We start from the raw sequence: 24,731 nt of genomic DNA, 5'->3' as shown, positions 1-24,731 counted from the left end.
TCAGGCCGCGCGCGTCGCCGTGGCCGGCACCTCGTCCTTGACCGGATTGCGCAAGATGCCGATGCCAGAAATCTCGATCTCCACGACGTCGCCGCCCTTCATCCACAGCGGCGGGGTGCGATAGGCGCCGACGCCGCCGGTCGTGCCGGTGACAATGACATCGCCCGGCGCGAGTTCGGTGAAGGTCGAGCAGTAGGCGATCAGGGCGGGAACGTCGAAGACGAGATCGGAGATCGGGGCCTTCTGCACCTCGATACCGTTCAGCCGCGTGATCAGTGTCTGCTTGGTGACATCGGCCAATTCGTCGGTTGTGACCATCCAGGGCCCGAAGCCGCCGGTGCCGGCAAAGTTCTTGCCGGGTGCGAATTGAGAGGTGTGGCGCTGCCAGTCGCGGATGCTGCCGTCATTGTAGCAGGCATAGCCGGCGACATGGCCAAGCGCGGCTTCGCGCGAGATGCGGCGACCGGCCTTGCCGATGACGACCGCCATCTCGCCTTCATAATCAAAACGCTCGGATTCCAGCGGCCGGATCATCGGCTGGCCATGCCCGACCTGGCTGTTGGCGAAGCGGGTGAAGATCATCGGGTGTGGCGGGGTAGGATGGCCGCTCTCGGCCAGATGGGTGGCATAGTTGACGCCGATGCAGAATATCTTGTCGGGATCGGGCACGGTCGGCAGCAGTGCGACATCCTTCAGCGCGTAGTCGGGCGTCTCGCCGGCAAGCTTTTTCAGTTCGCCGAGCGAGCCCTTCGCAAGCAGCGTCTTCAGCGTCGCAAATGCCGCCAGCCGCCTGCCGGCATCGATGACGCCCTTGTCGGTGACAATGCCGTAGCTGGCGGTGCCGGCGATCGTGAAACTTGCGACTTTCATGGGTCAAACACTCTCTTCGATGGAGGAAACATAATCGTTGATCGGAAGTGCAATCTCGCCGCTGCGGATCGGAACGCATTGCGGCGGGAAATCCTGGCGGAAGCGACCGCCGGCCGCTTCGGCGCGGTCAAGAAAGCGCTCGAGATGGTCCATCGCGCCGGTCGGCAGATCGTGCAGCACCATTAGCGTCCAGGGCTGCCGGTTGCATTGGTCAAGTGCGCGCTCGGTCCAACCGTCGGGATCGTCCCAGTCGCGCGGGATCGCATTCCACAGCACGCAGCTGTGCTTGTTGCGGGTGAGATAATCGACGACGGACGGCTTCAAAAGCCGCATGTCCAGATTGCCGCCGCCACCGAAAGGCCGGAACCAGCGCTGCGGATGCGCGAGATCGCCGATCGCTCCTTGCGTGCGGCCGATTTCGTTCTCCCCAGTGTCCCGGTCCGGCTGCTCACCGAGCGGAATGGTGTGCGTAAACGTGTGATTGCCGATCCAGTGCCCCTCCCCGTGTGCTCGCACCGCAAGGCCGTGCCGCGCGGGGTCGGCGAGTTTCTCACCGATGACGAAGAAGGTGGTCTTGATCCCGCGCTCGCCGAGAATGTCGAGCACGCGCGGCGTCACGTCGGGATCGGGGCCGTTGTCGAATGTCAGGGTCAGATCGTACACGCTAAAACCTCAGGTCGCCGGCTGCATCGTGCCCGACGCGATCTCGTCATTGGCCTGACCTGCGCGCGTGCCGGTCTGCCAGATCGCCGCCTTGCGCTCGATCCACCGGATCGCGGCGTTGAAGGCGATCGCCATGAACAGCACGAGCAGCACACCCGCGAACACGTGCGGACTGTCGAGGATCGTGCGGTAGCGCGAGATCAGATAGCCGATGCCGGCCGAGGAGATCAGCATCTCCGAGACCACGACGCCGACGATCACAAGCGCACCGCCGACGCGCAAGCCCGACAGCACGGTCGGGATTGCCGCAGGGATGATGACGCGAACCAGCCGCTGTGTCAGCGTCGCCCCCATGCTGCGCGCCGCGAGCAGGAGCTGCGGATCGATGGTCTGGATGCCGGCCGCGGTCGCGAGCATCGTCGGCAGGAAACCGTAGATCGAGGCGAACGCGATCTTTGACTCCGAGCCGATGCCGAGCCACACGGTGAAGACGGGATAGAGGATCACGAGCGGCACCGCGTAGAGGCTCGATACCATCGGCATGATCAGGACGCGGGGGCGCGGCAGGCTGCCGACGACGGCGCCGAGCAGGATGCCGCCGCCACAGGCGAACGCCATGGAGACCACGACTTCGTAGAGCGTCACCGCCAGCGCATGACCGTATTCGGCAGCGTCGCTCCATCCAGCGATCAGCGTTGACGACAGGGACGGCAGGAACAGCTCGGGAATAAGACCGGTGCGCGGCAGCAGCTCCCATAGTGCAATCAGGCCGATCACGATCAGATATCGCAGCGTCTTCGCGCTTATCTTCGCGGTCATCTTGGCGCTCATCTCCCGCCTCACGCCGATTTGCGGATGTGCCGCCAGATGCGGTCGCGCAGCGCTCCGAAAGCGTCGCCGCTCAGCATCTCGTAGGTGCGGGGCCGCGGCAGCTGGACCTGGAGATGGTCGACGATGCGGCCGGGCCGCGCCGACATCACGATCACCTCGTCGGCGAGATAGACGGCTTCGGTGAGGCTGTGCGTGACGAACACGACGGTCTTTCCGGTCGCCGCCCAGATACGCAGCAACTCGTCGCCCATGGTCATGCGCGTCTGCTCGTCGAGCGCGGCGAACGGCTCGTCCATCAGCAGCACCGGCGGGTCCTGCACCAGCCCGCGCGCGATCGAGACGCGCTGCTTCATACCGCCCGAGAGCTCATGCGGATGGCGCTTTCCGAAGCCGTCGAGGCCGACCAGCTTGAGCGCATCCTGCGCCTTGGTGCGCCGTTCCGCCTTGGGCACGCCGCGCAGTGCCAACGGAAACTCGACATTGTCCTCTGCCGTCAGCCAGGGAAACAGGCTCGCCTCCTGGAACACCACGCCGACCCTGTCGGGGTCCGGCTCCGGGATCGGCGCGCCGCTGATGGTGATCGTGCCCGAGGTCTGCTGGCGCAGCCCAGCCATCATCATCAGAAGGGTGGACTTGCCGCAGCCGCTCGGACCGACCAGCACGACGAAGCGGCCGGGCTTGACCTCCAGCGAGACGTCCTCCAGCGCGACGACGTCCTGCGACCTGGTCTTGAACACCTGGCCGACATTCTTCACCTCGATCGCGCCGGCGCGCGCGGGAGGCTTCAACGGGGTCACGTTCGCCAATGGCTGCATCGCGTTTCCACCCATCTGACTAGTTCGTTGAAGGTCATGGCGATCGCGGCGACCATCACGACGCCGGCGAGGAGCTGCTTCATCTGGAAATTCTCACCCCAGGTCGCGATCTGGTGGCCGATGCCGTCGCGCGAGGCGTACATCTCGGCCAAAATCACGCCGGTCAGGTTGAAGATCATGGAGATCCGCAAGGCCTCCAGCAGCACCGGCAGCATGCTCGGCAGATAGACCCGGAACGCGGTCTGCATCGGCGTGGCGCCATAGGAGCGCGCCACCGTGAGATGCTCGACCTTGACCGACTCCACCGCCGTCGTGGTCGACATGATCACGATGAAGATCGTGGAGAAAAAGCCGAAACCGACCTTCTGCGCGAAGCCGACGCCAAACACCAGGATGAACATCGGCAGGAAGATCGACTTCGGAATGCTGAACGCGAAGAACAGCAGCGGCTTGGCCACGTCGGCAAAGTAGCGGTTCTCCGCGACCAGGAAGCCGATCACTGCGCCGAAGGGCACGGCGAGCGCGAACGCGGCCAGCACTTCGGTCGCGGTCACCATCAGATCCTTCTGCACGGCCGCGCGCTGCAGGAGATCGCCGAGCGTCGCGAACGTGTCGGACGCCGACGGCAGCAGGCGCGGATTGACGATGCCGGTGCGCGGCAGCACCTCCCACAGCGCCAGGATCGCGATGATGATCGCGATCCGCACCAGGTTGATGGCGAGCGTGCTCTGCATCGCTATTGCTTGGTCGGGATCGGCTTGAACTTGGTCGAGATCACGTCCTCGACCGGCACGATATCCTTGAGCCCGCCGAGCTTGGCGAGATCCAGCGACAGCTGCACGGCCGCGTTCACATTGACCGCGCCCATGTCGCCGCTGGTCTCGAGCTTCATGATCGTGTTGTCGTACTCGAGGCTCGCGATCTCCGGCGGCATTTCATAGAGCTCGGCGATCAGCTTGACCGTGACATCGCGATTGGCCCGCATGAACGCGACCGCGCCGTACAGGGCGTTCACCGCCTTCTGCACCAGCTGCGGCTTTGCGTCGGCGAGCTTGTCGAGCACGATCCAGCCGGCGGTCAGGTTCGGCGGTACGGCGGTCGCATAGTCGAGGATGGCCCTGGCCTCGCCAGATTTCGAGATCTGGAAGCTGAGCGGCGAATAGACCACGGCAGCCTCGACGTTGCCCGCGAGGAGGTTCGGCACGAGGCCGCCGCCGCCGACGGGAACGCGGGTGAAATCGATCTTCTTGTCCTGGATGGTCCACAGCGCGAGCAAATCGGAGCCGGATCCGGCCGCGGTGATCGCCACCTTCTTACCCTTGAGGTCCTTGACGTCGATGGTCGACTTGGTCGGGACCATCAATTGCCAGCCGAAATTGCCCATCGCGGCATTGGCCACGATCCGTGACATCACGCCCTTCTTGCGCCCGGCGGAAACCAGCGAGGGTGGATCGAGGATGATGTCGGCTGCGCCCGCAGCCATCCCTTCGAACGTCTCCGCACCGCTGCGGTAGATGGTCAGCTCGGCCTGGATGCCTTCCTTCTCGAACAGCTTCTGCCGCACAGCGGTCTCGGCGATCGTCGTCGGCCAGTAGGTTTTCGTCGGCAGGCCAACACGAATGGTGTCGGCGGCGCTCGCAGGGCCGGCAAGAATTGCGGCGGCGACGAGCGACATAAGCGCGTGACGGCGATTGATCTTCATTGTTGGTTTCCTCCCGGTCTCTGTTTTTGTTTGCCGGATTTTCTCCGGATCGTCAGGTCGCGCGGCTTACCTCCGCAATGCGCGAGGCAGCGAGCTCGACAAAATCTTTGGTGGTGCCGAAGTGCTTTGACAATGCGCGAACTGCCGCATCCGCATCACGCTTCACCACTGCAGCGACAATCGTCTTGTGTTCGGCTTCGACGTTGCGCGGTTTGCCACCGACCTCCCTGCGAATCGAAAGCCGGCGATAGCGCTCGCTCTGCTCATGCAGCACGTCGCGGAAGCCGAGCAGCCATGGCGAGCCGCACGCATTGACCAGCGCGCGATGGAAGATCCGATGACGGATTACCCATTCCTCGTAGTGCACCGTCGGGTCGTCGGGATAGTGATAAGGAACGGCCTTCAGATCCGCCCACGCCGATTTCACCGAGGCGAGCCAGGCCTCATCGCCGCGCTCGATCGAGCGGCGGAGCGCAAGCCCCTCGATATCGATCCGGGTCTGCGTCACGTCGGCGAGATCGGCAAGCGACACCGGACTCACGCGGAAGCCACGCTGGTCGGACGCCTGTACGAGCCCGTCGGCAACCAGACGCGACAGCGCCTCGCGCACGGCGGCGAGGCTCACGAAAAACTGCTTGGCGAGCCCGGCGATATGCAGCTTCTGCCCCGGCAGCAGCCGCGTCGCCAGAATATCGGCGCGCAAGCGCTCATGCAGCGCCGACGTCAGACTGCGCGGACCATCCCCGGGGCTTCCGGACATATGGAACTGAAGCGGACCCATGTTGGGATGATTGCAAGGCGGCGCGCGGGGGTCAATAGAAAATCGAAAATCGATTTTTTCTAGCCTAGGTTACGCCGCCGCCCCGCTGAACGCCCTGGGACTGAATGGCCTGGGATGGCGCCACATCGAGACGGACCGCAACGCCATCCAGATCCGGGCTTGGCGAAGGATAGAGCTTCATCACGAGCGGATCATGACCGGGAACGATGTGGGCCGCGTCGGACGCGGCGACCCGCAGCTTGTCAAAACCCACCAGCATGTCGCCGACGTGAAAAGCCGTCGTGAACGGACGCTCGCTCGTCATGTTCTCGTAGAAATGGCTGACGTCGGAGGCGAGCACGACAGGGCCGCGGCGTGTGTTGACGCGGACGAACTGGAGACCGGCGGAATGCCCGCCGGCCGCATGAACCGTCAGTCCGGGCGCAATCTCGGCGTCGCCATCGTAGAACAGCACCCGGCGCGCATAGTTCAGCCGCACGATCCCGCAGACATCCTCGACCTCGAAGGAATGCGACAGCCTCGGATATTGCATATAGCGCCCGGTGGCGAAGGCGAGTTCGCTCTCCTGAAGATGAAACCGCGCGTTCGGAAACCGGTCGAAATTGCCGGCGTGGTCGTAGTGCAGATGCGTGAGGATCACGTCCTTGACGTCGGCGACGTCGACATCGAACGCGCGAAGCGTCTCTACCGGGCAGCGCAGGAATGTTCGCCCGCGCTGCCTCGCAATTTCAGCGTTGAACCCGGTGTCGATGACGAAGGTGCGATCGCCTCCCCTCGCCAACCACATGAAATAGTCCATCGGCATCGGCCCGTCATGCGGGTCGCCGCCGATGAAGTGCTCGCTCCGTTGCGCATCGCGCGTTGCATAGTGGATGGCGAAGAGCTCGTATTCCGGATCAGCCATGACAACTCACATAGTCCGTGCTCAGGGTTTTGCATCGACCTCGTTGAAGGCCTCGCGCGCATTGCGGAAGGCGTCGATGCCGGCGGGAACGCCGCAATAGACGGCGACCTGCAGCAGGATCTCCTTGATCTCCTCCTTGGTCAGCCCGTTCTTCAGGGCGCCCTTCACATGCAGCTTCAGCTCGTGCGGGCGGTTCAGCGCGCCAAGCATTGCCAGATTGACGATCGAGCGCGTGCGCCGGTCGACGCCGGGCCGCGTCCACAACGCGCCCCAGCAGAACTCGGTCGACCATTCCGCCATCGCGCGCGTGAACTCGTCGGCTCCGGCAATCGACTTGTTGACGTAGTCCTCGCCGAGCACTTCCTTGCGAACTTTGAGGCCTTTTTCGAACAGTTCGGTCTTGCTCATGATCGTCCCTTTCAGGTCTTGAGAGATTCTAGTTGGAAGTTGTCTGGCGCGACGGCGATCGCAGCGATTGCAGGAGATTGCCGACGTTATCCGCCTTATCGAGCAGCCAGACTGCGTCGATAACGCGGTCCGCATCCCAGCCGCTCCGACCAGTGCGCGCGCCTTCGCGCAGCTTTCCTTCAATGTCGCTATCTGCAAGCGGCGCAGCCTGGCTGCCGCGCGGCGTGATGACAGTCTCGGTGAGGACCTCGCCGGATGACAGACGCAAGATGACCCGCGCCGCGCCATCGGACATCTCGCCGTCGAGCTCCGCCCTCACCTTTTGTCGCAGCTGCGCGATATCGGGCCGGGCCACAGTCTCACGTGCAAATTCGACAACGCCGGCCGTGCCGAGCAGTAATCCGCAGGCAACGCAATGATGGATACTGACGCGCGCATCACGCTCGTTGTTGACAGGGCGATCGCCCCGCGCAAGCAGCAGCGCCGAGCCCTGCACCGTTACCGACTCGATCTGGTCGATCCGTCGGCCCATTTTCCCGCGCATAAGGAGGCATGCATCGATCACCGAATGGAACACGATGCCGGCGGGATAAGGCTTGTAAGTATTCTTCGCGATCTCCCAGGTCTTGCCGAGACCCTCGAGCAGGCGGGCAAGATCGGGCTCATCTCCCATGGTGCGCGCCCAGCCGAGCGGACCTTCGATCGCGCGCGGAGCGGCCTCATAACCCTGCTGCACAAGCAATGCGGCGAACAATCCGTTGCGTGCCGCATTGCCGACGCTGACATTCTTGGCGGCGCTCGGCAGGTTCTCGACATTGCCGGCCGACTGGCTCGCCGCGAGGCCGATGGCGTTCGCTATCCCTTCCGCCGGCAGCCCCAATAGCTTCGCGCAAGCGGCGGCCGCGCCAAAAATCCCGCAGGTTGAGGTGATGTGCCAGCCGCGCGCGTAGTGCCGCGGCGACACCGAATTGCCGATGCGGCACTCGACATCCACGCCGAGGATGAAGGCCGTCAACGCCTCCCGCCCCGAGAGCTTGCGTGTCTCTGCAAGCGCCAATATTGGCGCGGCGACGGGCGCCGCCGGATGAATGATCGTCTCGGGATGCGTGTCGTCGAAGTCGAGCAGATTGGCCGAGACGGCATTGAGAAACGAGGCGCACAGCGCGTCCATCGGCTCCGAATGGCCGATGATTGTCGATGTGGCGGCGCCGCTGAACGGCGACAACGTGCGCATCGCGGCCATGACGACGGGATCGCGTGCGGAGCCGAGCGCTGTCGCAAAGAAATTGAGGATCGATCGCCGCGCTTCGTGGCTTTGCGCCTCGACGTCCGCCCATGACGAGGACGCGACAAAATCGGCGAGCGTCTTGCTCACACTCGAAGTTGGGACTTGCGGCACGCGGGGCGTCTTCCTCGTTGTCCCGGACCTTATGCCGATCCTCGGCAAACTGTCGACCCCAAATGTTATGCTTGACAGCTTGTCTGACAAACATAACAATCCGGCCCGCTGGCGCGGGATCCCGCTGCCACGACGACGGCGGCAGAAAAGGCCGACCGGCGAAAACGTTTGACCAGAATATCAAGAAGGCGCGCCCGTCACGGGATCGCGCAACAGGGAGTAGACGATGGCGGGAGAGATTCTCGGCGTGATCGGCACGGGCCGCATGGGCGGCCCCATGGCGGGGCGATTGATGGACGCGGGCTATTCGCTCGTCATCTACGACACGCAAGTCGAGGCGACCCAGCCGCTGGTCAAGCGCGGCGCGCTACTCGCAAAGTCGCCAGCCGACGTCGCCTCGCGCGCCGACATCGTGCTCGCCAGTCTGCCGACACCCGACATCGTCAAGGCCGTCACACTCGGACAGGACGGCATCAGCAGCGGCAATCGTGCGAAGATCGTGATTGATCTCTCGACCTCCGGTCCCGGCACGGCGAAGTTCGTCGCTGAAGGCCTCAAGGCCAAAGGAATGCAACTCGTCGATGCGCCCGTGAGCGGTGGCATCAAGGGCGCCGTCAACGGCACGCTGGCCGTGATGGTGTCGTGCCCGCAGGCAACCTACGAGACCGTGCAGCCAATCCTGAAGAATTTCGGCAAGCTGTTCTACACCGGCGACAAGCCCGGCGTGGCGCAGACGGCCAAGCTCGCCAACAATCTGATGGCGGCCGCGGCGCTGGTGATCACGTCGGAAGCAGTCGCGATGGGCGTCAAAGGCGGCGTCAACGCAAAGGTGCTGATCGACATCATCAATGCCAGCAGCGGCCGCAACAGCGCCTCCGAAGACAAATTCCCCCGCGCGGTGCTGCCCGGCACCTTCGATTTCGGCTTCACCACCGGCCTCTCCTACAAGGATGTCCGGCTGTGCGTGGACGAAGCCGAGGCCATGGGTGTGCCGATGGTCTGCGGCGCGGTGGTGCGGCAGATGCTCGCGATCACCAACGCCAAATACGGCGCGTCGTCCGATTTCACCTCGATCGCCAAGGTGCTCGAGGAGTGGGCCGGCGTCGAGATGCGTGGCTGATCGCGCAAAACCCTCGGGGAGAGCGACTGCGATGACGATCGGCCCGACCGTATCAGGCAAGATATCGCTCGCGCGCCAGATGGCGCGGCGCGTGATTGCGCTCGACCTCGGAGATTTCGGGTCCGAAGTCGTCGCCAAGGCGAAGATTTGCCTGCTCGACTTCTTGTCCTGCGCCTTCGAGGCGGGCCATCATCCCTGGAGCCGTCAGGCTGTTTCAATCGCGAATGCCGGTGGCAGCGCGACGATCGTCGGACGACCGCAACCCTCCTCGCCGGCCGACGCAGCCTTCGCCAATGCCGTGATGGGACATGGTCTCGTCCGTGAAGACATGCATGCGGCCAGCATCGCGCACCACGGCGTCGTGATCTGGCCGACCCTTCTCGCGCTGTCGGAACAGACGCCGCTGCACGGGGGCCGACTGCTGACAGCTGCCATCATCGGGTACGAGACCGGTGCGCGGATCGGCCGCGCGCTCGTCAGCTCAGATCTCGCGCGCTTGTATCGGCCGACCGGGCTGGTTGCACCGATCGGCGCGGCGCTGGCGGGAAGTTTCGCGCTTGGCCTTTCCGAAGACGCCGCGACCAGCGCCATCGCGATCGCGGCCAATACGTCGAGCGGACTGAACGAGTGGCCACATGCCGGCGGCTCGGACATGTATTTTCATCCGGGCTTCGCCGCCAGTAACGCAATTAAGGCGATTGGCCTTGCCGCAGCGGGCGCTTTCGGCTCGGAAACGATTCTCGAAGGTGAAGCCGGCTTGTTCGCCGCATATCGCCGCCAGGCCGCGCCCGACAGCGTCGCGCTATTCCCGAATGGCGAGAGCGAGATCATGGCCGTTTACAACAAGCCGGTCCCGGCCTGCAATTTCGCGCAGACCGCCGCACAGGCGGCGCTTCGCGTGTCGCGCGAGCTCGCCGGCGCCGACGAGATCGACCGCGTCGTCATTCGCGCGCCCGATGCCGCCGTTCGCTATCCCGGCTGCGACTCCACAGGGCCCTACCGCAACGCGCTTCAGGCCAAGATGAGCATTCCGTTCAGCGTCGCCGCGACGCTGGCGCGGGGCGTGATCGCGGAAGAGAATTATGCCGGGCTCGATGATGCCGACATCATCCGCCTGGTTTCGGTCACGGACCTCAAGGCCGATGCCGGCTTCACCGCGGCCTTCCCCGGCAGGCAGGGCGCGGATGTGACCGTGCATCTGCGCGGCGGCCGGACGATCCGGCACGCGTTGCCCGATGTCATTGCCGCCACACCCTCAGATATTCGCGCGCGTTTTCGCGCCGCCGCCAGCCGCGCCCTCGGCGAGGACCGCGCACACCGGCTGGAGCAACTCATCGACGACTGCGAACAGCTCGGCAATGCGGGTGCCATCGCAGCACAGTGCCGTCTGGACGCACCGGAACGGGTTTTACGATCGGCATCATAAGAAGTGCCGGAGAGTACGGGGGAAACATGGTCGACTTGGAGACCAGTCTATTAGCACCATCGGCGCATGATCGTCAGCAGGCCGGCGCAGGCGCCGCGCGGAGGCTGGGTTGATGGAGGGATTCTTTCAAGCGCTCGCCGCAGGCCTTCTGATCGGTGCCGTCTACGGCCTGATGTGCGTCGGGCTCGGCCTGATCTTCGGCGTCATGCGCGTCATCAACTTCGCCCACGGCGATTTCATGATGCTCGGCATGTATACCGCCTTCTATCTCTTCACCGCCGCCGGCATCCAGACGCTGTTCGGCAATACCGTCGGGCCGTTCGTCGCGATCCTGCTCGCCGGGCCCGTGCTTGCCGTGTTCGGCTATTTCGTCCATCTGGCCCTGATCTCGCACGTCTCAGGCACGCGCACCGCCTCGCTCGAGGGCGAAGGCCATTACGCCCAGCTGATCCTCACGCTCGGCATCGCGCTGATCCTGCAGAACGGCGGCCTCATCGTGTTCGGATCCGTGCTGGCCTCGATCCGCACGCCGCTGTCGAGCACGGCCTGGGAGCTCGGCCCCTACTTCGATATGAGCATCTTCCTCAACAAGGCGCGCAGCATCGACGCGATCGTTTCGCTGGCGATCATGACGCTGCTCTCGCTATTGATCGCGCGCACGCGGATCGGCAAGTCACTCCGTGCCGCCGCCGACAATCCGACCGCCGCGACCTATATGGGCATCGACGTCGACCGCGCCCACCGCACCGCCTTTGCACTGGGCTGCGGCATCACCGCGATCGCCGGCGGCCTGCTCGCAACCAACTATCCGTTCCACCCCTTCGTCGGCCTCGAATACGTCATCGTCATGTATGCCGGTGTCGTGCTCGGCGGCATGGGCAGCATCATCGGCGCCTTCTGGGGCGGGATGACGATCGGCCTCGTGCAGCAGATGTCGACGCTCATCCTGCCGACGCAATTGCAGAACGCAGCGATCTTCGCCGTCTTTCTCCTTATCATCTTCTTTCGCCCGCAAGGCTTCTTCGGGCGCATGGTCGAGAGGACGTGACCATGCTCCGGATGCGCTCCTTCCTTCCTCCCCTGCTGTTCACGATCGCCTATGCCGTGGTCTCGCTCGGCGTCACGAACTCCTATTACCAGCTCATCCTGACCCTGGTGCCGGTGTGGGCGGTATTCGGGCTGTCCTGGAACCTGCTCAGCGGCTACACCGGACTGATCTCGTTCGGCCACGCCGCCTTCTTCGGGATCGGCGCCTATGCCACCGCGCTCGGGCAGATCTATTTCGATATTTCGCCGTGGCTGCTGATTCCGGTCGCCGCCATGCTCGGCGGCATCGCCGGGCTCCTGATCGGATTTCCGACCTTCCGCCTGCAGGGCCACTACTTCGCCCTGGCGATGCTCGCCTACCCGCTCGCCATTCTCTACGTGTTCGAGTGGCTCGGATTCCAGGAGGTGACGCTCCCGATCAAGCGTGACGCTCCGATCGCCTATATGCAGTTCGCCGATCCTCACCTCTACACGTTGCTGGGGCTCGCGATCATGCTTGCCACGATCGTGCTGACGCAGGTGATCGAGCGCTCGCGCTTCGGCATGGCGCTGCTCGCGATCAAGCAGAACGAGGCTGCGGCCGAAGCGGCCGGAATCGATACGCTGGCCTGGAAGCTCCGCGCGATCACGCTCAGCGGCGCAATCGCGGCTGCCATCGGCGGGTTCTACGCGCAGGTTCTGCTGGTCGTGACCCCGGCCTCGGTGTTCGGCATGCTGGTGTCCGCGCAGGCGCTCACGGTCGTGATGTTCGGCGGCGTCGGCACGGTCTGGGGTCCGGTCATCGGGGCGGTCATTCTGATCCCGCTCGCCGAAATCCTGCACGCGGAGGCCGGTGCGCGCATCCCCGGCATCCAGGGCGTCATCTTCGGCCTTGCCATTGTCTGCGTGATCCTGCTGGCACCGGAAGGCCTCTTTTGGAAACTGCGCGATCTCTTGCGCAAACGGGATGCGTCCAAAGCAACGGTCAACGACGCTCCGCGAGCGAACGCCGCCAAAGTGACGACCCTGAAGCCCGGCTCGCAACAGCGCGCCGCGACCGGCGAGGTCGTGCTTGAGGTTCGCAACCTCTCGCGCTCTTTCGGTGGCCTCAAGGCCGTGCAGGATGTCAGCTTCAAGCTGCACAAGAACGAGATCCTCGGCATCATCGGCCCCAACGGTGCCGGCAAGACGACGCTGTTCAATCTCCTCAACGGCTTCCTGAAGCCGAACCACGGCGAGGTCCTGATCGACGGCCGCAACATGTCCGGCCAGCGGCCGCACACAATCTGCGAGGCCGGCGTCGGCCGCACCTTCCAGGTCATGCGGCCGTTCCTGCGCATGTCGATCCTCGACAATGTCGTGGTGGGCGCCTATGTGCGTGCGCGCTCCGACGGGGAGGCACGCAAGCTTGCCGCCGACGCGGTTGCCCGCGTGGGGCTTTCTGCGGTGGCCGATCGTGTCGCCGGTGAACTTTCGACCAAGGAGCTGCGGCTGATGGAGCTTGCGCGCGCGATTGCCGGCCAGCCACGCATCCTGCTGCTCGACGAGACGCTGGCCGGCCTCGGTCACGGCGAGGCGGACGAGGTTGTCGCCGTGATCCAGCAGCTTGCACGCGACGGCATGACCATCGCCATCATCGAGCACACCATGCAGGCCATGGTCCGGCTGGTCGACAGATTTCTCGTGCTCGACCACGGCGCCGTCATCACCGAGGGCCTGCCGGAGGTGGTGACGCGCGATAGCCGCGTGATCGAAGCCTATCTCGGCAAAAAGTGGGCGGCCCATGCTGCGAATTGAGGGATTGAGCGCGGGCTACTCCGCAAAACCCGTCCTGAACGACGTGTCGATCAATGTCGGTGCAGGCCAGTTCGTTGCGATCGTCGGGCCCAACGGCGCCGGCAAGACGACGCTGTTCAAGACAATTTCCGGTATCGTGAAGCCGAGCGGCGGGGCTATCTCATTCGACGGCGTCGATCTGCTCGCGGTGCCGCCGCCGCAGCGCGCCCATCTCGGCATCGCCCATGTTCCCGAGGGCCGCCAGGTCTTCCCATCGCTGACCGTGATGGAGAATCTGGAAATGGGCGCGATGACAGAGAGCGGCCGGCGCGACTGGCAGGCCAATATCGAGCGCATTTTCGAATGGCTGCCGGTGCTGAAGGAACGCCGCAATCAATTTGCGGGCACGATGTCCGGTGGCCAGCAGCAGATGCTCGCGATCGGCCGCGGTCTCGCCTCCTCGCCAAAACTCCTGATGCTGGACGAGCCCTCAATGGGGCTCGCGCCATCGACTGCGGACTTCATCTTCGAGCGCCTGATCGAGATCCGGCGTCAGTCGGGGCTGACCATGCTGCTGGTCGAGCAGCGCGTCGCGGAAGCGCTTGAGTCAGCAGATCACGGCTACGTCCTCGAAGCCGGACACGTCGTGCTCGAAGGCAACAACGACACGCTGCGCGCCGACGACCGCGTACGCAAAGCCTATCTCGGTATGTGACGAACAAAAAAACAAAGACCAGGGAGAAACAAAATGAACAAGACTTCGAAAGGCAAGACATCGAAAGGTGGGACTGATCGTGCCGCTGTCGGGCATCTACACCCGCCCCGGCCAGGTGATGAAGATGGGCGCCGAGATGGGCATCGAGCACATCAACGCGCAGGGCGGCATCAAGGCGCTCGGCGGTGCCAAGCTGAAGCTTGTCGTGATCGATTGCGGCGACACCACCGAGAAGGCCAAGAACGCGGCGCAGCGCATGGTGGCGCAGGAGCCCGATCTCGTCGCCGCCACCGGCGCTTATCTCTCGTCCTTCACGCTCGCCGTGACCGAGGTGACCGAGCGCGCCGAACTGCCTGTGCTGACGCTGTCCTATTCGGACCTGCTGACCGACCGCGGCTTCAAGTACATCTTCCAGACCGCCGCGACCGCAAGCCGCCAGTCCGAGCTCGGCCTGCCGACGCTGATCAAGCTCGCCGAGAATGCATCGGGCAAGAAGCCGAAGACCGTGGCGATGCTGATGGACAACACCGCGACCTCCGTCGCCACCGCCAAAGCGCTGAAGGAAAAGCTGTTCGCGCAAGAAGGTCTCCAGCTCGTCGTCGAGGAAGTCTGGACGCCACCATTGTCGGATGCGACCCCGCTGATCCAGAAAGTTCGCTCTGCAAAGCCGGACCTGCTGCTGTTCATGCCGAACGCGGTCTCCGACGCCAAGCTCGGTCTGGAGAAGATCAGCGAGTTCGGCCTCGGCCAGGGCAAAATTCCGACGGTGTCGTTCAGTATCACCATTGCCGAGCCCGACATGCTCCAGAGCGTGAGTCCGGAGACCGTGCAAGGCATCATGACCATCGTCGCCAACTGGGGATCGAAGGGTCACGAGGCGCTGATCGCGGAGCTCAAGGCCAAGTACAAGGAGCCCTGGATGACGCAGAACGTCATCTCGACCTATGGCGACATGTGGCTGATGAAGGAGGCGCTGGAGAAAGCCGGCAAGGCCGACCGCAACTCGGTCGCGCAGGCCTTCCGCACCCTGGATGCCGGTCCCTCGAAATACTATCCAGGCGGTCAACTCAAATTCGACGAGAAGGGCCGTCGCGTCGGCGCCGGCGTCGTCATCGTGCAATGGCAATCGGGCGTGCCTGTAACCGTTTATCCGCCCGAACTCGCGCAGTCGCAGCCGTTCTGGCCGAAGAAATCCTAACAGCGTCGCGCGTTTTTTCAGGGAGGAGAATTGTCATGACCACGAAGAGCAAGATCACGCGGCGAACGCTGCTGGCGGGCGCATCCGGTACGCTGATCGCATCCCGCGCCTGGGCGCAACAACCCGCGGAAGTGAGGGTCGGCCTGCTTGTGCCGATCTCCGGGCTTTATGCCCGGCCGGGAACGGTGATGCGTGAAGGCGCCGAGATGGCGGTCGATCACATCAACGCGCAAGGCGGCGTCAAGGCACTCGGCGGCGCCAAGCTGAAGCTCGTCGTGCTCGATTCCGGCGACACCACGGAAAAGGCCAAGAACGCCGCCCAGCGCATGGTTGCGCAGGAGACCGATCTGGTCGCGGCCAGCGGCGCGTATTTGTCCTCGTTCACGCTCGCGGTCACGGAGGTGACCGAGCGCGCCAGCCTGCCCGTCCTCACCCTCTCCTACTCCGACCTCATCACCGAGCGCGGATTCAAGTACGTATTCCAGACCGCAGCCACCGCAGGTTCGCAGGCGCGGCAAGCGTTGCCCCAGATCATCAAGCTGGCGGAGACGGCCTCCGGCAAGCGTCCGAAGACGGTCGCGATCCTGACCGACAACACGGGGGCCTCGATCGCCTCCGCAAAGGCGATGCGCGAGGGCCTTCTGGCGGAGAACCAGTTGCAGCTGATCGTCGACGAGACGTTCACGCCGCCGCTGGCGGATGCGACCTCGCTGGTGCAGAAGATCCGTTCGGCGAAGCCCGATCTGCTGTTCTTCCTGCCCACGGTGATCTCGGACGCGAAACTGCTGCTCGAGAAGATGAACGAATTCGGTCTCGGCCAGGGCAAGATTCCGACCATCTCGTTCGGCATCGCGATCGCCGAGCCGGACATGCTGCAAACCGTCAGCCCCGAACTGCTTCAGGGCGTACTGACCTGCGTCGCAAGCTGGGGCGCCAAGGGCCACGAGGCACTGATCGCCGAACTGAAGACCCGCTACAAGGAGCCGTGGATGACGCAGAACGCGATCTCCACTTACGGCGACATGTGGGTGATCAAGGACGCGCTCGAGAAAGCCGGTAAGGCCGATCGCGTCGCCGTCGGTGAAGCATTGCGCACCATGGATGCCGGCCCCTCGAAATACTATCCGCTGGGCGAGATCAAGTTCGACGAGAAGGGCCGCCGCGTCGGCGCCGGCATGACCATCGTGCAGTGGCAGGCGGGCGTGCCGGTGACGGTGTTCCCTCCAGCGCTCGCACTGGCACAGCCGTTCTGGCCGAAAAACTGACAACGGAGAACAACATGGACAAGGCGACTTACGACCGCGGCCTCGAAATCCGCAAGAGCGTGCTCGGCAACGAGTTCGTCGACAAGGCTATCGCCTCCGCGGACGATTTCAACCGCCCGATGCAGGATCTCACCACCGAATATTGCTGGGGCTATGTCTGGGGGCGCGAAGGGCTGGAGCGGAAGACCCGCAGCTTTCTCAATCTCGCAATGCTGTGCGCGCTCAACCGGCCGCATGAGCTGAAGACTCACGTGCGCGGCGCGCTCGCCAACGGCGCAACGCGCGAGGAAATCCGCGAGGTCTTCATGCAGGTTGCGATCTATTGCGGCGTGCCGGCCGGCGTGGATGCATTCCGAAACGCGAAGGACGTCTTCGCCGAACTCGACAACAAATAGCGCAGCGTGGCTACGATGAAGGGCAAATGGGCACTCGTGACTGGTGCGACTGCGGGCCTCGGACTGGCCGTCGCGGAAGGCCTGGCCGGCGCGGGTGCCAACATTGTCCTTCACGATCTCGTCGCGCCGAAGCAGGCCGCGGATGACCTTCGCGCCCGCTTCGGTGTCGAAATCATCGCGGCCGGCGTCGATCTCTCCCAACGCGAGGCGATCGAGGCCATGATGGCGGACCTGCTCGACCGCTGCGGCGCCATCGATATCCTCGTCAACAACGCCGTTATCAGGCATTTCTCCGCGATCGAGCAGTTTCCGCCCGATCGATGGGAGCAGGCGCTGGCGGTGAACCTGTCTGCGCCGTTCCATCTGATCCGCCTGGCGCTGCCGACGATGAAGCAGCGCGGCTGGGGCCGCATCATCAACATGGGCTCGATCTATTCGAGCCGCGCAGTCGAGGACCGCATCGACTACGTCACCACCAAGACGGCGATTTTGGGCATGACCCGCGCCGTCGCCATTGAGACAGCACGCAGCGGCATCACCTGCAACACGCTCTGCCCCGGCACGCTGCCGACGCCCGCCATCCTGAACAAGATCGCGGCGATTGCATCGGACAGTGACCGACCGGTAGACGACGCGACCCGTGAGTATCTCGGCAAGCGCCAGCCCACGCAGCGCTTCGTCGAAATGGATGCGGTCGCCGCCATGGTCGTCTTTCTCTGTGGAACCGCCGCAAACGACATTACCGGAGCCAGCCTGCCGATCGACGGCGGCTGGTCGGTCGCATGAGAGCATTGGAACGGGAGTGTTGTTATGACTGAACATTCGGGCCAGACCGTCGTGCTGACAGGCGCCGCCGGTGGCATCGGACGTGCCATCACCAAGGCGCTCTTGGAAAGCGGCCGCCGCGTCGTGCTGGTCGATCGCGACGCCAAGGCGCTTCAGGAGCTGGCGGCGACGGCCGGCAATGAGGTGTTTCCGATCCAGCTCGACATCAGCGACGCAAAGGCGGTGGATGGCCTGCACGATGCCATTCCCGGTCATTTCAAACCGGTCGATGTCCTCATCAACAACGCCGGCCACGATATCGGCGGACGGACACGCTTCGACATTGGTTCCGCGGACGACTGGTCCAACATCATCCAGACCAACCTGATCGGCCTGATGCGCGTCACGCGCGCGATCCTTCCCGGCATGGTCCAGCGCAATGCCGGCCATGTCGTCAACATCAGCTCGATCAACGCGGTCCGGATCGTGCCTGACATGGCTGCCTACAGTGCCAGCAAGGCGGGCGTGCACATGTTCACCGAGACCCTCCGGGGCGAGCTGGCGGAAACTGCGATCAGGGTCACCGAGCTCCAGCCCGGCCTGACCCGGACCAACATCATCCTGACCCGCTACCGCGGCGATCAGCAGAAGGAAAAGGACTATTTCGACCAGTTCAGGATGGCGCTCGAGCCGGCCGATATCGCCCGTTCCATCGTCTTTGCCCTCGACCAGCCCACGCACGTTCAAATTGCCGAAATGATGATTCTGCCTGTAAACCGGTTTTGAGCCCTCAAACCAAGGCCAGTCATGGACAGACGCACGGAACTGCAGTCGCTTCGCATCGAGGACGTCCCGACCGTCCGGGCGATGGTCGCGCAAAAGCTGCGCGAGGCGATCATGTCCGGAACGCTCAAGCCGGGCCAGCGGCTGGTCGAGCGCGAGCTCTGCGAGATGATGGGCGTCAGCCGTCCCTCGATCCGCGAAGCGCTGCGCGCCCTCGAGGCCGACGGGCTCGTCAATACCGTCCCGCATCGCGGCCCCGTGGTCTCGACGATCAGCCTGGAGGAGGCCCGGCAGCTCTACACGGCACGCGCGGTCCTCGAAGGCTTCGCCGGCCGCGAATGCGCCAGGCTTCACGATCCCGAAGTGGCGCGCCGGATCGGGGACGCCCTGACGCGGCTGAAGGCCGCCGCCGCCAAGCAGGATCTGGTCGGGTGCCTCGAAGCCAAGACCGACTTCTACGGCGCGCTGATCGGCGGCTGCCGCAACGCCTTCATCGAGCGCATGCTCAAGCCGCTCCACGACCGGATCCAACTGTTGCGGATCACGTCGATGTCGCAACCGAAACGGATCAACAAGAGCCTGCGCGAGGTGACCGCGATCTGGCGTGCCATCCAGAACGGCGATGCGGACCTCGCCGAACGTTGCTGCGTCGATCACATCAACGCGGCCGCGGTGGCCGCGCTCGACATGATCGAAAAATCGTCGGCGGCCAAGGAGGCGGCGCCTTCCGACGACTAAAAAAATGCCGCCAGGGAGTGTTCGATGACGTATCTCGTACGATCGCTGATCCTGTTTTTCCTGCTCTGCCCGTGTGGCGCGGCGATCGCAGACGACTACCCCACCCGCCCGGTCACGATGATCGTGCCCTTCTCCGCCGGCGGCCCCGGCGACGTCATCGGGCGGATCCTCGGCAACGCCATGAGCGCGACGCTGAAGCAGTCGATGGTCATCGAGAATGTCGTCGGCGCCGGCGGCACGCTCGGCACCAACCGCGTCGCCAAAGCCGCGCCTGACGGCTACACGCTGCTGTTGATGCATGTCGGCCAGGCCACGGCACCCTCCCTCTATGCCAAGCTGCCGTTCGACCCCGTCGGCGACTTCGCCACGATCGGGCTTGTCACCGACGTGCCGATGATCCTGGTGGCCCGGCCGAATTTTCCGGCCAAGGATCTCGGCGAGATGATCGCGCGCATCCGCAGCGAAGGCGACAAGATGACTTTCGGCAATGTCGGTCTCGGCTCGGCCTCGCAGCTCTGCGGCCTGATGTTCATGAACACCACCGACACAAAGCTTACGCCGATCTACTACAAGGGCGGCGGACCGGCGCTGAACGACGTCATCGCTGGCCACATCGACGTCTATTGCGATCCCGCGACCGGTCCGACGCCGTATATCCAGTCGAACACGATCAAGGGCTACGCGATCACAAGCAAGAAACGCGTCGGGACGCTGCCTGACGTGCCGACCTCGGCCGAAGCCGGCGTTCCCGAGTTCGACGTCACGACCTGGTACGGCCTCTACGCGCCGCGCGGCACGCCGAAGCCGGTGATCGACCGTCTCGTGAGCGCGCTGCAGACAGCCCTGAAGGATCCTGCCCTGATCAGCCGCTTTGCCGAACTCAGCATGGCTCCGGTCGAGCCCGAGCGCGCGACGCCGGAGGCGCTCGAGGCTTTCCTGAAGGCCGAGATCGGCAAATGGGGACGGATCATCAAGGCCGCGGGAATCGAACCACAGTAGATCCCACCATCAAAGGCTCGAAGCGAGGCCTTCAGGTAACACTCGACTGGCGATGATCCGCGTCGCGTACCGTCCGGATCGACCACTCTCTTGGGATTAAGAGGCAGTACCTCTTGGATGAACAAGGGGTACAACGACTGCATGAAATGCGGGTCCGTGTTGTCCTTGGCGCATCCGAACCGCAGTTTCTGACGCGGGTTGGGATGCCCATCATTGCCATGTGCTTCTCAGGATTATCGCTGAATACCAGCAACTCCTTGGGGAAGGCCCCGTCATTGGGAGAAGGCAGAGCGAACAGCGGCCCCAATCATTAGAGCCACATCGGAACGATCGAAATGACGAGCAAAACCCCTAAAAGGACATTGAGGACGCGCCACTGCATCTCCGTTTCGAGCAGGCGAGCGAGCAGCAATCCGGCGGCGCACCAGAGCGAGAGAGACAGGATTGCGGCGATACCAAATGCGCACCCGAGCAGCGCACCGAGTTGAAACGGGTTGCCCGCAAGCGCAGCAAAGGAAGCTGCGGCCCCCAGCGTCATCGCCCAGCCTTTCGGGTTGTGCCATAGCAACCACACCCCGCCGAGGAAGCTGGTCGGTTTCGCGAGATTAGCTTGGAGATGGGGAGGTCCGCTGCGACCGATCTTCCAGGCAAGCCACAAGAGATAGAGCGAGCCGATCGCCTTCATAGCGAGTAGCAAGGACGGTAGCGCCAGCAAAACGCTCCCCAAGCCAGCAGCGGCCGAGGCCGCCATTGAAGCAAGGCCCACCGCGAAACCGGCCATGAGCGGTATGGAGCGACGATAACCGAAATGAGCGCCCGAGGCTGTGGCTAGGGTCGTTGCGCCTCCTGGCGTGATCGTCGAAACGATAACGAAGAGAATAAGCGGTGAGAACTCGGCGGAAGACACTCTCTGCCCCTGTTTATTGAAGCGAGAATTTACCGCGCCGCAGTCCATTATGGAAACGCATGCTGTGCATGGAATGCATTACGATCCATAATACAAGGATGAGCCGTAATCTCGATATGGGGCTTCTGCGGACCTTCGTAGCCGTCGCCGATCATGCCAGCATGACGGCGGCCGGAAATGCGCTGCACCTGTCTCAAAGCGCCGTCAGTCAGCAGATCGCCCGATTAGAGGATTTGTCTGGCGCTCTCTTTACGCGTGATCGCCGACGCATTCGGCTCACCGCCACAGGAGAGCGGTTGCTGGGGAAAGTCCGTCGTCTGCTGGTCCTGAATGACGAGCTTTGGTCAGACATGACTACCGAGGCGATGAGCGGGCAAGTTCGCCTGGGCGCTCCCTACGATCTCGCCGGCACGTGGCTCGCTCCAATCTTGAAAACCTACACTGAGAACCATCCGTTGGTGGACATCATGCTCGTTTGCGCCGCGTCTCCTGATCTTCTGGCGAGCACCCTGGATGGGACGATTGATGTTGCCCTTATCGAAGAACCGCTCGGGCCGTCCCGTGGCGAGTGCCTGATCGTCGATCGCTTGGTGTGGGTTGGTGCAAAGTCCGGCTCGGCACATTTGAAAACGCCGTTCCCTGTTTCGATGGTCGCCGAAACATGCGGATTCCGGCCTGCGGTCCTTCAAGCGCTAAGTGAGCACGGCGTGGCATGGCGCACTGTGTTTGAGAGCGGGAGCATCGATGCCAGCACGGCTACCGTTCGCTCAGACTTGGCGATCACGGCTTTGCTCACCTCGACCGTGCCGGCCGACCTCGAGATCGTACCTACAGAAGCGGGCCTGCCTGAGTTGCCTCCGTTTGCGATCAACCTGCATATGCCTAACGGCCACGCGCCGCCAGCCGCCACCGAACTTGCGCGGCACATCCGTGAAAGCTTGATGCGACATCTGCCGGGAACGTAAGCGCCGTCTTCAGCCTCGTTTTATCATGGGATAGGACGGGATGAGGATCATTATAGTATGGCTGGCAACGCTCGGCTTGAGCTGCGGCGACAATAGGCTGCATCTCGCATCAGTACCGGTTGCGACCAAATTGGAAGCTGCCGTTCGTTAAGGAAGCCTCGGGCTGTTGGAAGACAGTCTGGTCCATAGAAGCAAGATGATGCGAGTTATCTGGCTTCCGGATTATGCAATTGTGGTGCGACCGCGCGCACCAACTCGGCGACAAGTATCACTGCTGGGTCCATGTCGGTGCGATGGTGCCGGACAAGATGGAGCGAGACTAGCGTCCGATCTCAAAGATAGACTTCGCGTTTCGTTGAACAGTGCTTGGGCGGCGGGATTCTGCAGCTGTCGATCCCGCACGCGACGTCAACGCGAGCGGTCGGAAGCTTGCAACGCGGACAGCGTTCATAGGCTCAATTCGTATCTTGATAAGTCGAACGAACGTTCAACGCGCGAGGATTTTCATCTGCCTTCGACCAAAACGAAACCAGCACAGAATTTCCAAATGCGCTGGAAAATCCACCTTCAGCAAGGCCATTCCTCTAACAAAATCAGCATGTTGGATCTGGCTGGCGACCCAGTGCTGATCGCACCTGTCTCCAGGTCATTTCCCGGCAAACAGGGAATTTTGCTGGGAATTTGATCGTTTCGGCTTCGAAACTGCCGCTGGCGAGAGAAAAACCGGCCTGTTTGCAGGGCATTATCGCGAATACCCTATGCACGTATCAGCGAAATTTGAGCAGATATCAGCGAACTTCCGGGGATGAGCAGCGAATTTGTATCCTGCGACGCCGGAGACAGCGAGCACCACGCCTGCCTGGTTATTCTGAAAAGAGAGACTCGGGCGCCGGCCAAAAAGAAGGCTCTCCGGGCAGCTCGATGATCTGCTTCCAAGTCGAGGTCGTGACAAGGCCGAACAGAACGCAGCCTGACTGGCTTGTGCTATCGCCAAAGGCCGGGCCCCAGTTTTGGTTTGCTGTTAAGCCGAGAGAACTCACTCGTCGTGGCGGCGGCGGTATCAGCCGGTGGAATGGCGCATCAGCGGCGTCACCACCGGCGTGGACACACAGGTGTCCGCGCCGACAGGCCAGCCGACACGGCTCAGCCGCGGCCCGCTGCTCGATACCGACGACAACGCGATCGGACGACGTGGCCTAAACGCCGCGAACCTGCTCGCGTCGCTCCCCGCGCGATGTCCGTCGCCTCGCAACTGGTCGCACCGCCCGGCGCCCCGACCCAGCCGCCGCTCGGCGACCAGCCGCCGATTCGACCAGGCCGTGGCTGTTTCGTCTTGGTGGCCGGCGTGGCGCGATTCTCAAAAGTCGCTCCCCAGCTGGATCAGAGGCCCAGCCGTCCTCGTCTCGGCTTTCAAGTCGACGTTTAGGCCGGCGGAAAAATTCGATTCCGATAGGGAGCGGTCAACAGCAATTGGAAGACTGCCCTCGCTGCCATATACTGCGCAGCAGGCCTGCTCCGTTGGCTTCCAGTCAGAACAGAACTCCCTGACCGGTCTGTAACGGACCATCGCCAGGCGCGGCCGCGCCTCTGAATCGAAAGGTCAAAGAGAGCAAAGTCGCCAGCTATCATGGCGGGAGCGACCTCAAATAAGCACTTGGAAATAGGCGGATACATCACAAATCTGACAGAACAACTTTCGGCTAGTGTCAGAGTTCCAAGGCTGGTCGCCTCTCGAAAATAGTTTGAAGCTTAAAGCTTGGCGCTACTCGACGATCTCCGGTAGCGATTTATATAGAATGCGACCGATAATCGGCGTCGCCCGAACTTGCCCCCACCGAAAGCGTGAACTGAATGTCACCTTCCTCTAGCGACAAGATCGCACTCTTCATCGACGGAGCCAATCTCTACGCGACGGCGAAAACTCTGGGCTTCGACATCGATTACAAGCGCCTGCTGAAGGAATTTCAGAGCCGCGGGACACTGACGCGGGCGTTCTACTACACCGCGATCATCGAGGATCAGGAATACTCCTCGATCCGCCCCCTGATCGACTGGCTGGACTACAACGGCTACACGGTCGTGACCAAAGCGACCAAGGAGTTCATCGACGCCTCCGGCCGCCGCAAGGTCAAGGGCAACATGGACATCGAGCTCGCCGTGGACGCCATGGAGCTCGCCGAACACATCGACCAGATGGTGCTGTTCTCGGGTGACGGCGACTTCCGCTCCCTCGTCGAGGCCGTTCAGCGCCGCGGCGTGCGGGTCACCGTGATTTCCACG

The 24,731-nt window shown here is 63.3% G+C and carries 24 protein-coding genes and 1 pseudogene; 14 read left to right on the top strand and 11 right to left on the bottom strand.

Annotated features, from left to right (window positions below; all coding sequences use genetic code 11):
- From IVB27_RS41570 to IVB27_RS41525, 10 genes are all read right to left on the bottom strand, one after another.
- Complete coding sequence (locus IVB27_RS41570) at nt 1-870, bottom strand: fumarylacetoacetate hydrolase family protein (RefSeq protein WP_247348127.1); 870 nt, start codon at nt 868-870, stop codon at nt 1-3.
- Between the two features lie 3 nt (nt 871-873).
- Nucleotides 874-1,533 carry a polysaccharide deacetylase family protein gene (locus IVB27_RS41565; RefSeq protein WP_247348125.1) on the bottom strand — a complete coding sequence of 220 codons (660 nt, stop codon included), beginning with the start codon at nt 1,531-1,533 and terminating at the stop codon, nt 874-876.
- Nucleotides 1,534-1,542: 9 nt separating this feature from the next.
- Nucleotides 1,543-2,352, bottom strand: a complete 810-nt coding sequence (locus IVB27_RS41560) for an ABC transporter permease (protein ID WP_247448294.1) — start codon at nt 2,350-2,352, stop codon at nt 1,543-1,545.
- A gap of 20 nt (nt 2,353-2,372) precedes the next feature.
- On the bottom strand, nt 2,373-3,179 hold the full coding sequence (locus IVB27_RS41555; protein WP_247348293.1) for an ABC transporter ATP-binding protein: 807 nt from the start codon (nt 3,177-3,179) through the stop codon (nt 2,373-2,375).
- Complete coding sequence (locus IVB27_RS41550) at nt 3,158-3,913, bottom strand: ABC transporter permease (RefSeq protein WP_247448293.1); 756 nt, start codon at nt 3,911-3,913, stop codon at nt 3,158-3,160. Before IVB27_RS41550 ends, IVB27_RS41555 begins: the two co-directional genes overlap by 22 nt.
- 2 nt (nt 3,914-3,915) lie before the next feature.
- Complete coding sequence (locus tag IVB27_RS41545; RefSeq protein ID WP_247448292.1) at nt 3,916-4,881, bottom strand: ABC transporter substrate-binding protein; 966 nt, start codon at nt 4,879-4,881, stop codon at nt 3,916-3,918.
- Nucleotides 4,882-4,933: 52 nt separating this feature from the next.
- Nucleotides 4,934-5,641: a GntR family transcriptional regulator gene (locus tag IVB27_RS41540; RefSeq protein WP_247348117.1), complete on the bottom strand. Its 708-nt coding sequence runs from the start codon at nt 5,639-5,641 to the stop codon at nt 4,934-4,936.
- 85 nt (nt 5,642-5,726) lie between these two features.
- Complete coding sequence (locus IVB27_RS41535) at nt 5,727-6,566, bottom strand: N-acyl homoserine lactonase family protein (RefSeq protein ID WP_247448291.1); 840 nt, start codon at nt 6,564-6,566, stop codon at nt 5,727-5,729.
- Between the two features lie 21 nt (nt 6,567-6,587).
- A complete protein-coding gene (locus IVB27_RS41530) occupies nt 6,588-6,974 on the bottom strand; it encodes a carboxymuconolactone decarboxylase family protein (protein ID WP_247448290.1) in 387 nt (128 codons plus the stop codon).
- A gap of 28 nt (nt 6,975-7,002) precedes the next feature.
- The gene (locus IVB27_RS41525; protein ID WP_247448289.1) at nt 7,003-8,373 is read right to left on the bottom strand and encodes an MmgE/PrpD family protein; all 1,371 of its coding nucleotides are present in this window, start codon (nt 8,371-8,373) and stop codon (nt 7,003-7,005) included.
- 226 nt (nt 8,374-8,599) lie between these two features.
- Between IVB27_RS41525 and IVB27_RS41520 the strand changes: the two genes are divergently transcribed.
- The 12 genes and pseudogenes from IVB27_RS41520 to IVB27_RS41465 all read left to right on the top strand — a co-directional run bounded on the left by IVB27_RS41520 (nt 8,600) and on the right by IVB27_RS41465 (nt 20,579).
- Entirely contained in the window at nt 8,600-9,493 is an 894-nt protein-coding gene (locus IVB27_RS41520; protein ID WP_247448288.1) for an NAD(P)-dependent oxidoreductase, read from the top strand.
- A 31-nt stretch (nt 9,494-9,524) separates the two neighbouring features.
- Nucleotides 9,525-10,919, top strand: coding sequence for an MmgE/PrpD family protein (locus IVB27_RS41515; RefSeq protein WP_247448287.1), 1,395 nt, complete (start codon nt 9,525-9,527; stop codon nt 10,917-10,919).
- Nucleotides 10,920-11,031: 112 nt separating this feature from the next.
- Complete coding sequence (locus IVB27_RS41510; protein WP_247448286.1) at nt 11,032-11,967, top strand: branched-chain amino acid ABC transporter permease; 936 nt, start codon at nt 11,032-11,034, stop codon at nt 11,965-11,967.
- 2 nt (nt 11,968-11,969) lie between these two features.
- Nucleotides 11,970-13,742 (top strand): branched-chain amino acid ABC transporter ATP-binding protein/permease, encoded by a 1,773-nt coding sequence (locus IVB27_RS41505; RefSeq protein ID WP_247448285.1) that lies wholly within the window; start codon nt 11,970-11,972, stop codon nt 13,740-13,742.
- Nucleotides 13,729-14,436, top strand: a complete 708-nt coding sequence (locus IVB27_RS41500) for an ABC transporter ATP-binding protein (protein WP_247348104.1) — start codon at nt 13,729-13,731, stop codon at nt 14,434-14,436. Before IVB27_RS41505 ends, IVB27_RS41500 begins: the two co-directional genes overlap by 14 nt.
- A 64-nt stretch (nt 14,437-14,500) precedes the next feature.
- Nucleotides 14,501-15,634: pseudogene (locus tag IVB27_RS41495) on the top strand (ABC transporter substrate-binding protein); the annotation flags it as partial.
- A gap of 35 nt (nt 15,635-15,669) precedes the next feature.
- Nucleotides 15,670-16,899, top strand: coding sequence for an ABC transporter substrate-binding protein (locus tag IVB27_RS41490; protein ID WP_247448284.1), 1,230 nt, complete (start codon nt 15,670-15,672; stop codon nt 16,897-16,899).
- A 14-nt stretch (nt 16,900-16,913) separates the two neighbouring features.
- Entirely contained in the window at nt 16,914-17,294 is a 381-nt protein-coding gene (locus IVB27_RS41485; protein ID WP_247348098.1) for a carboxymuconolactone decarboxylase family protein, read from the top strand.
- 15 nt (nt 17,295-17,309) lie between these two features.
- Nucleotides 17,310-18,080, top strand: coding sequence for an SDR family oxidoreductase (locus IVB27_RS41480; RefSeq protein WP_247448283.1), 771 nt, complete (start codon nt 17,310-17,312; stop codon nt 18,078-18,080).
- Between the two features lie 24 nt (nt 18,081-18,104).
- Entirely contained in the window at nt 18,105-18,845 is a 741-nt protein-coding gene (locus tag IVB27_RS41475; RefSeq protein ID WP_247448282.1) for an SDR family oxidoreductase, read from the top strand.
- 21 nt (nt 18,846-18,866) lie between these two features.
- Nucleotides 18,867-19,580 (top strand): GntR family transcriptional regulator, encoded by a 714-nt coding sequence (locus IVB27_RS41470; RefSeq protein WP_247348092.1) that lies wholly within the window; start codon nt 18,867-18,869, stop codon nt 19,578-19,580.
- A 24-nt stretch (nt 19,581-19,604) separates the two neighbouring features.
- Complete coding sequence (locus tag IVB27_RS41465; protein WP_247448281.1) at nt 19,605-20,579, top strand: tripartite tricarboxylate transporter substrate-binding protein; 975 nt, start codon at nt 19,605-19,607, stop codon at nt 20,577-20,579.
- A gap of 310 nt (nt 20,580-20,889) precedes the next feature.
- Here the strand turns inward: IVB27_RS41465 and IVB27_RS41460 are convergent, their stop codons facing one another.
- Nucleotides 20,890-21,486: a LysE family translocator gene (locus IVB27_RS41460; RefSeq protein ID WP_247448280.1), complete on the bottom strand. Its 597-nt coding sequence runs from the start codon at nt 21,484-21,486 to the stop codon at nt 20,890-20,892.
- A gap of 98 nt (nt 21,487-21,584) precedes the next feature.
- On the opposite strand from IVB27_RS41460, the gene IVB27_RS41455 reads away from it, so the two are divergent.
- On the top strand, nt 21,585-22,451 hold the full coding sequence (locus IVB27_RS41455; protein ID WP_247448279.1) for a LysR family transcriptional regulator: 867 nt from the start codon (nt 21,585-21,587) through the stop codon (nt 22,449-22,451).
- 1,851 nt (nt 22,452-24,302) lie between these two features.
- On the top strand, nt 24,303-24,731 hold a 429-nt coding region (locus IVB27_RS41450), incomplete at its 3' end, for a LabA-like NYN domain-containing protein (protein ID WP_247448278.1).

It is taken from the genome of Bradyrhizobium sp. 197, assembly GCF_023073375.1.
Taxonomy (GTDB): Bacteria; Pseudomonadota; Alphaproteobacteria; order Rhizobiales; family Xanthobacteraceae; genus Bradyrhizobium.
Note: the sequence above shows the minus strand (reverse complement) of the source record. Positions and strands in the feature narration are given on the sequence as shown.

Bases quoted from the DNA above. Each gene is read 5' to 3' on its own strand.
- IVB27_RS41570 (WP_247348127.1), bottom strand. From the start codon at position 870: ATGAAAGTCGCAAGTTTCACGATCGCCGGCACCGCCAGCTACGGCATT.
- IVB27_RS41560 (WP_247448294.1), bottom strand. From the start codon at position 2,352: ATGACCGCGAAGATAAGCGCGAAGACGCTGCGATATCTGATCGTGATC.
- IVB27_RS41555 (WP_247348293.1), bottom strand. From the start codon at position 3,179: ATGCAGCCATTGGCGAACGTGACCCCGTTGAAGCCTCCCGCGCGCGCC.
- IVB27_RS41550 (WP_247448293.1), bottom strand. From the start codon at position 3,913: ATGCAGAGCACGCTCGCCATCAACCTGGTGCGGATCGCGATCATCATC.
- IVB27_RS41545 (WP_247448292.1), bottom strand. From the start codon at position 4,881: ATGAAGATCAATCGCCGTCACGCGCTTATGTCGCTCGTCGCCGCCGCA.
- IVB27_RS41540 (WP_247348117.1), bottom strand. From the start codon at position 5,641: ATGTCCGGAAGCCCCGGGGATGGTCCGCGCAGTCTGACGTCGGCGCTG.
- IVB27_RS41535 (WP_247448291.1), bottom strand. From the start codon at position 6,566: ATGGCTGATCCGGAATACGAGCTCTTCGCCATCCACTATGCAACGCGC.
- IVB27_RS41530 (WP_247448290.1), bottom strand. From the start codon at position 6,974: ATGAGCAAGACCGAACTGTTCGAAAAAGGCCTCAAAGTTCGCAAGGAA.
- IVB27_RS41520 (WP_247448288.1), top strand. From the start codon at position 8,600: ATGGCGGGAGAGATTCTCGGCGTGATCGGCACGGGCCGCATGGGCGGC.
- IVB27_RS41515 (WP_247448287.1), top strand. From the start codon at position 9,525: ATGACGATCGGCCCGACCGTATCAGGCAAGATATCGCTCGCGCGCCAG.
- IVB27_RS41510 (WP_247448286.1), top strand. From the start codon at position 11,032: ATGGAGGGATTCTTTCAAGCGCTCGCCGCAGGCCTTCTGATCGGTGCC.
- IVB27_RS41505 (WP_247448285.1), top strand. From the start codon at position 11,970: ATGCTCCGGATGCGCTCCTTCCTTCCTCCCCTGCTGTTCACGATCGCC.
- IVB27_RS41500 (WP_247348104.1), top strand. From the start codon at position 13,729: ATGCTGCGAATTGAGGGATTGAGCGCGGGCTACTCCGCAAAACCCGTC.
- IVB27_RS41490 (WP_247448284.1), top strand. From the start codon at position 15,670: ATGACCACGAAGAGCAAGATCACGCGGCGAACGCTGCTGGCGGGCGCA.
- IVB27_RS41485 (WP_247348098.1), top strand. From the start codon at position 16,914: ATGGACAAGGCGACTTACGACCGCGGCCTCGAAATCCGCAAGAGCGTG.
- IVB27_RS41480 (WP_247448283.1), top strand. From the start codon at position 17,310: ATGAAGGGCAAATGGGCACTCGTGACTGGTGCGACTGCGGGCCTCGGA.
- IVB27_RS41475 (WP_247448282.1), top strand. From the start codon at position 18,105: ATGACTGAACATTCGGGCCAGACCGTCGTGCTGACAGGCGCCGCCGGT.
- IVB27_RS41470 (WP_247348092.1), top strand. From the start codon at position 18,867: ATGGACAGACGCACGGAACTGCAGTCGCTTCGCATCGAGGACGTCCCG.
- IVB27_RS41465 (WP_247448281.1), top strand. From the start codon at position 19,605: ATGACGTATCTCGTACGATCGCTGATCCTGTTTTTCCTGCTCTGCCCG.
- IVB27_RS41455 (WP_247448279.1), top strand. From the start codon at position 21,585: ATGAGCCGTAATCTCGATATGGGGCTTCTGCGGACCTTCGTAGCCGTC.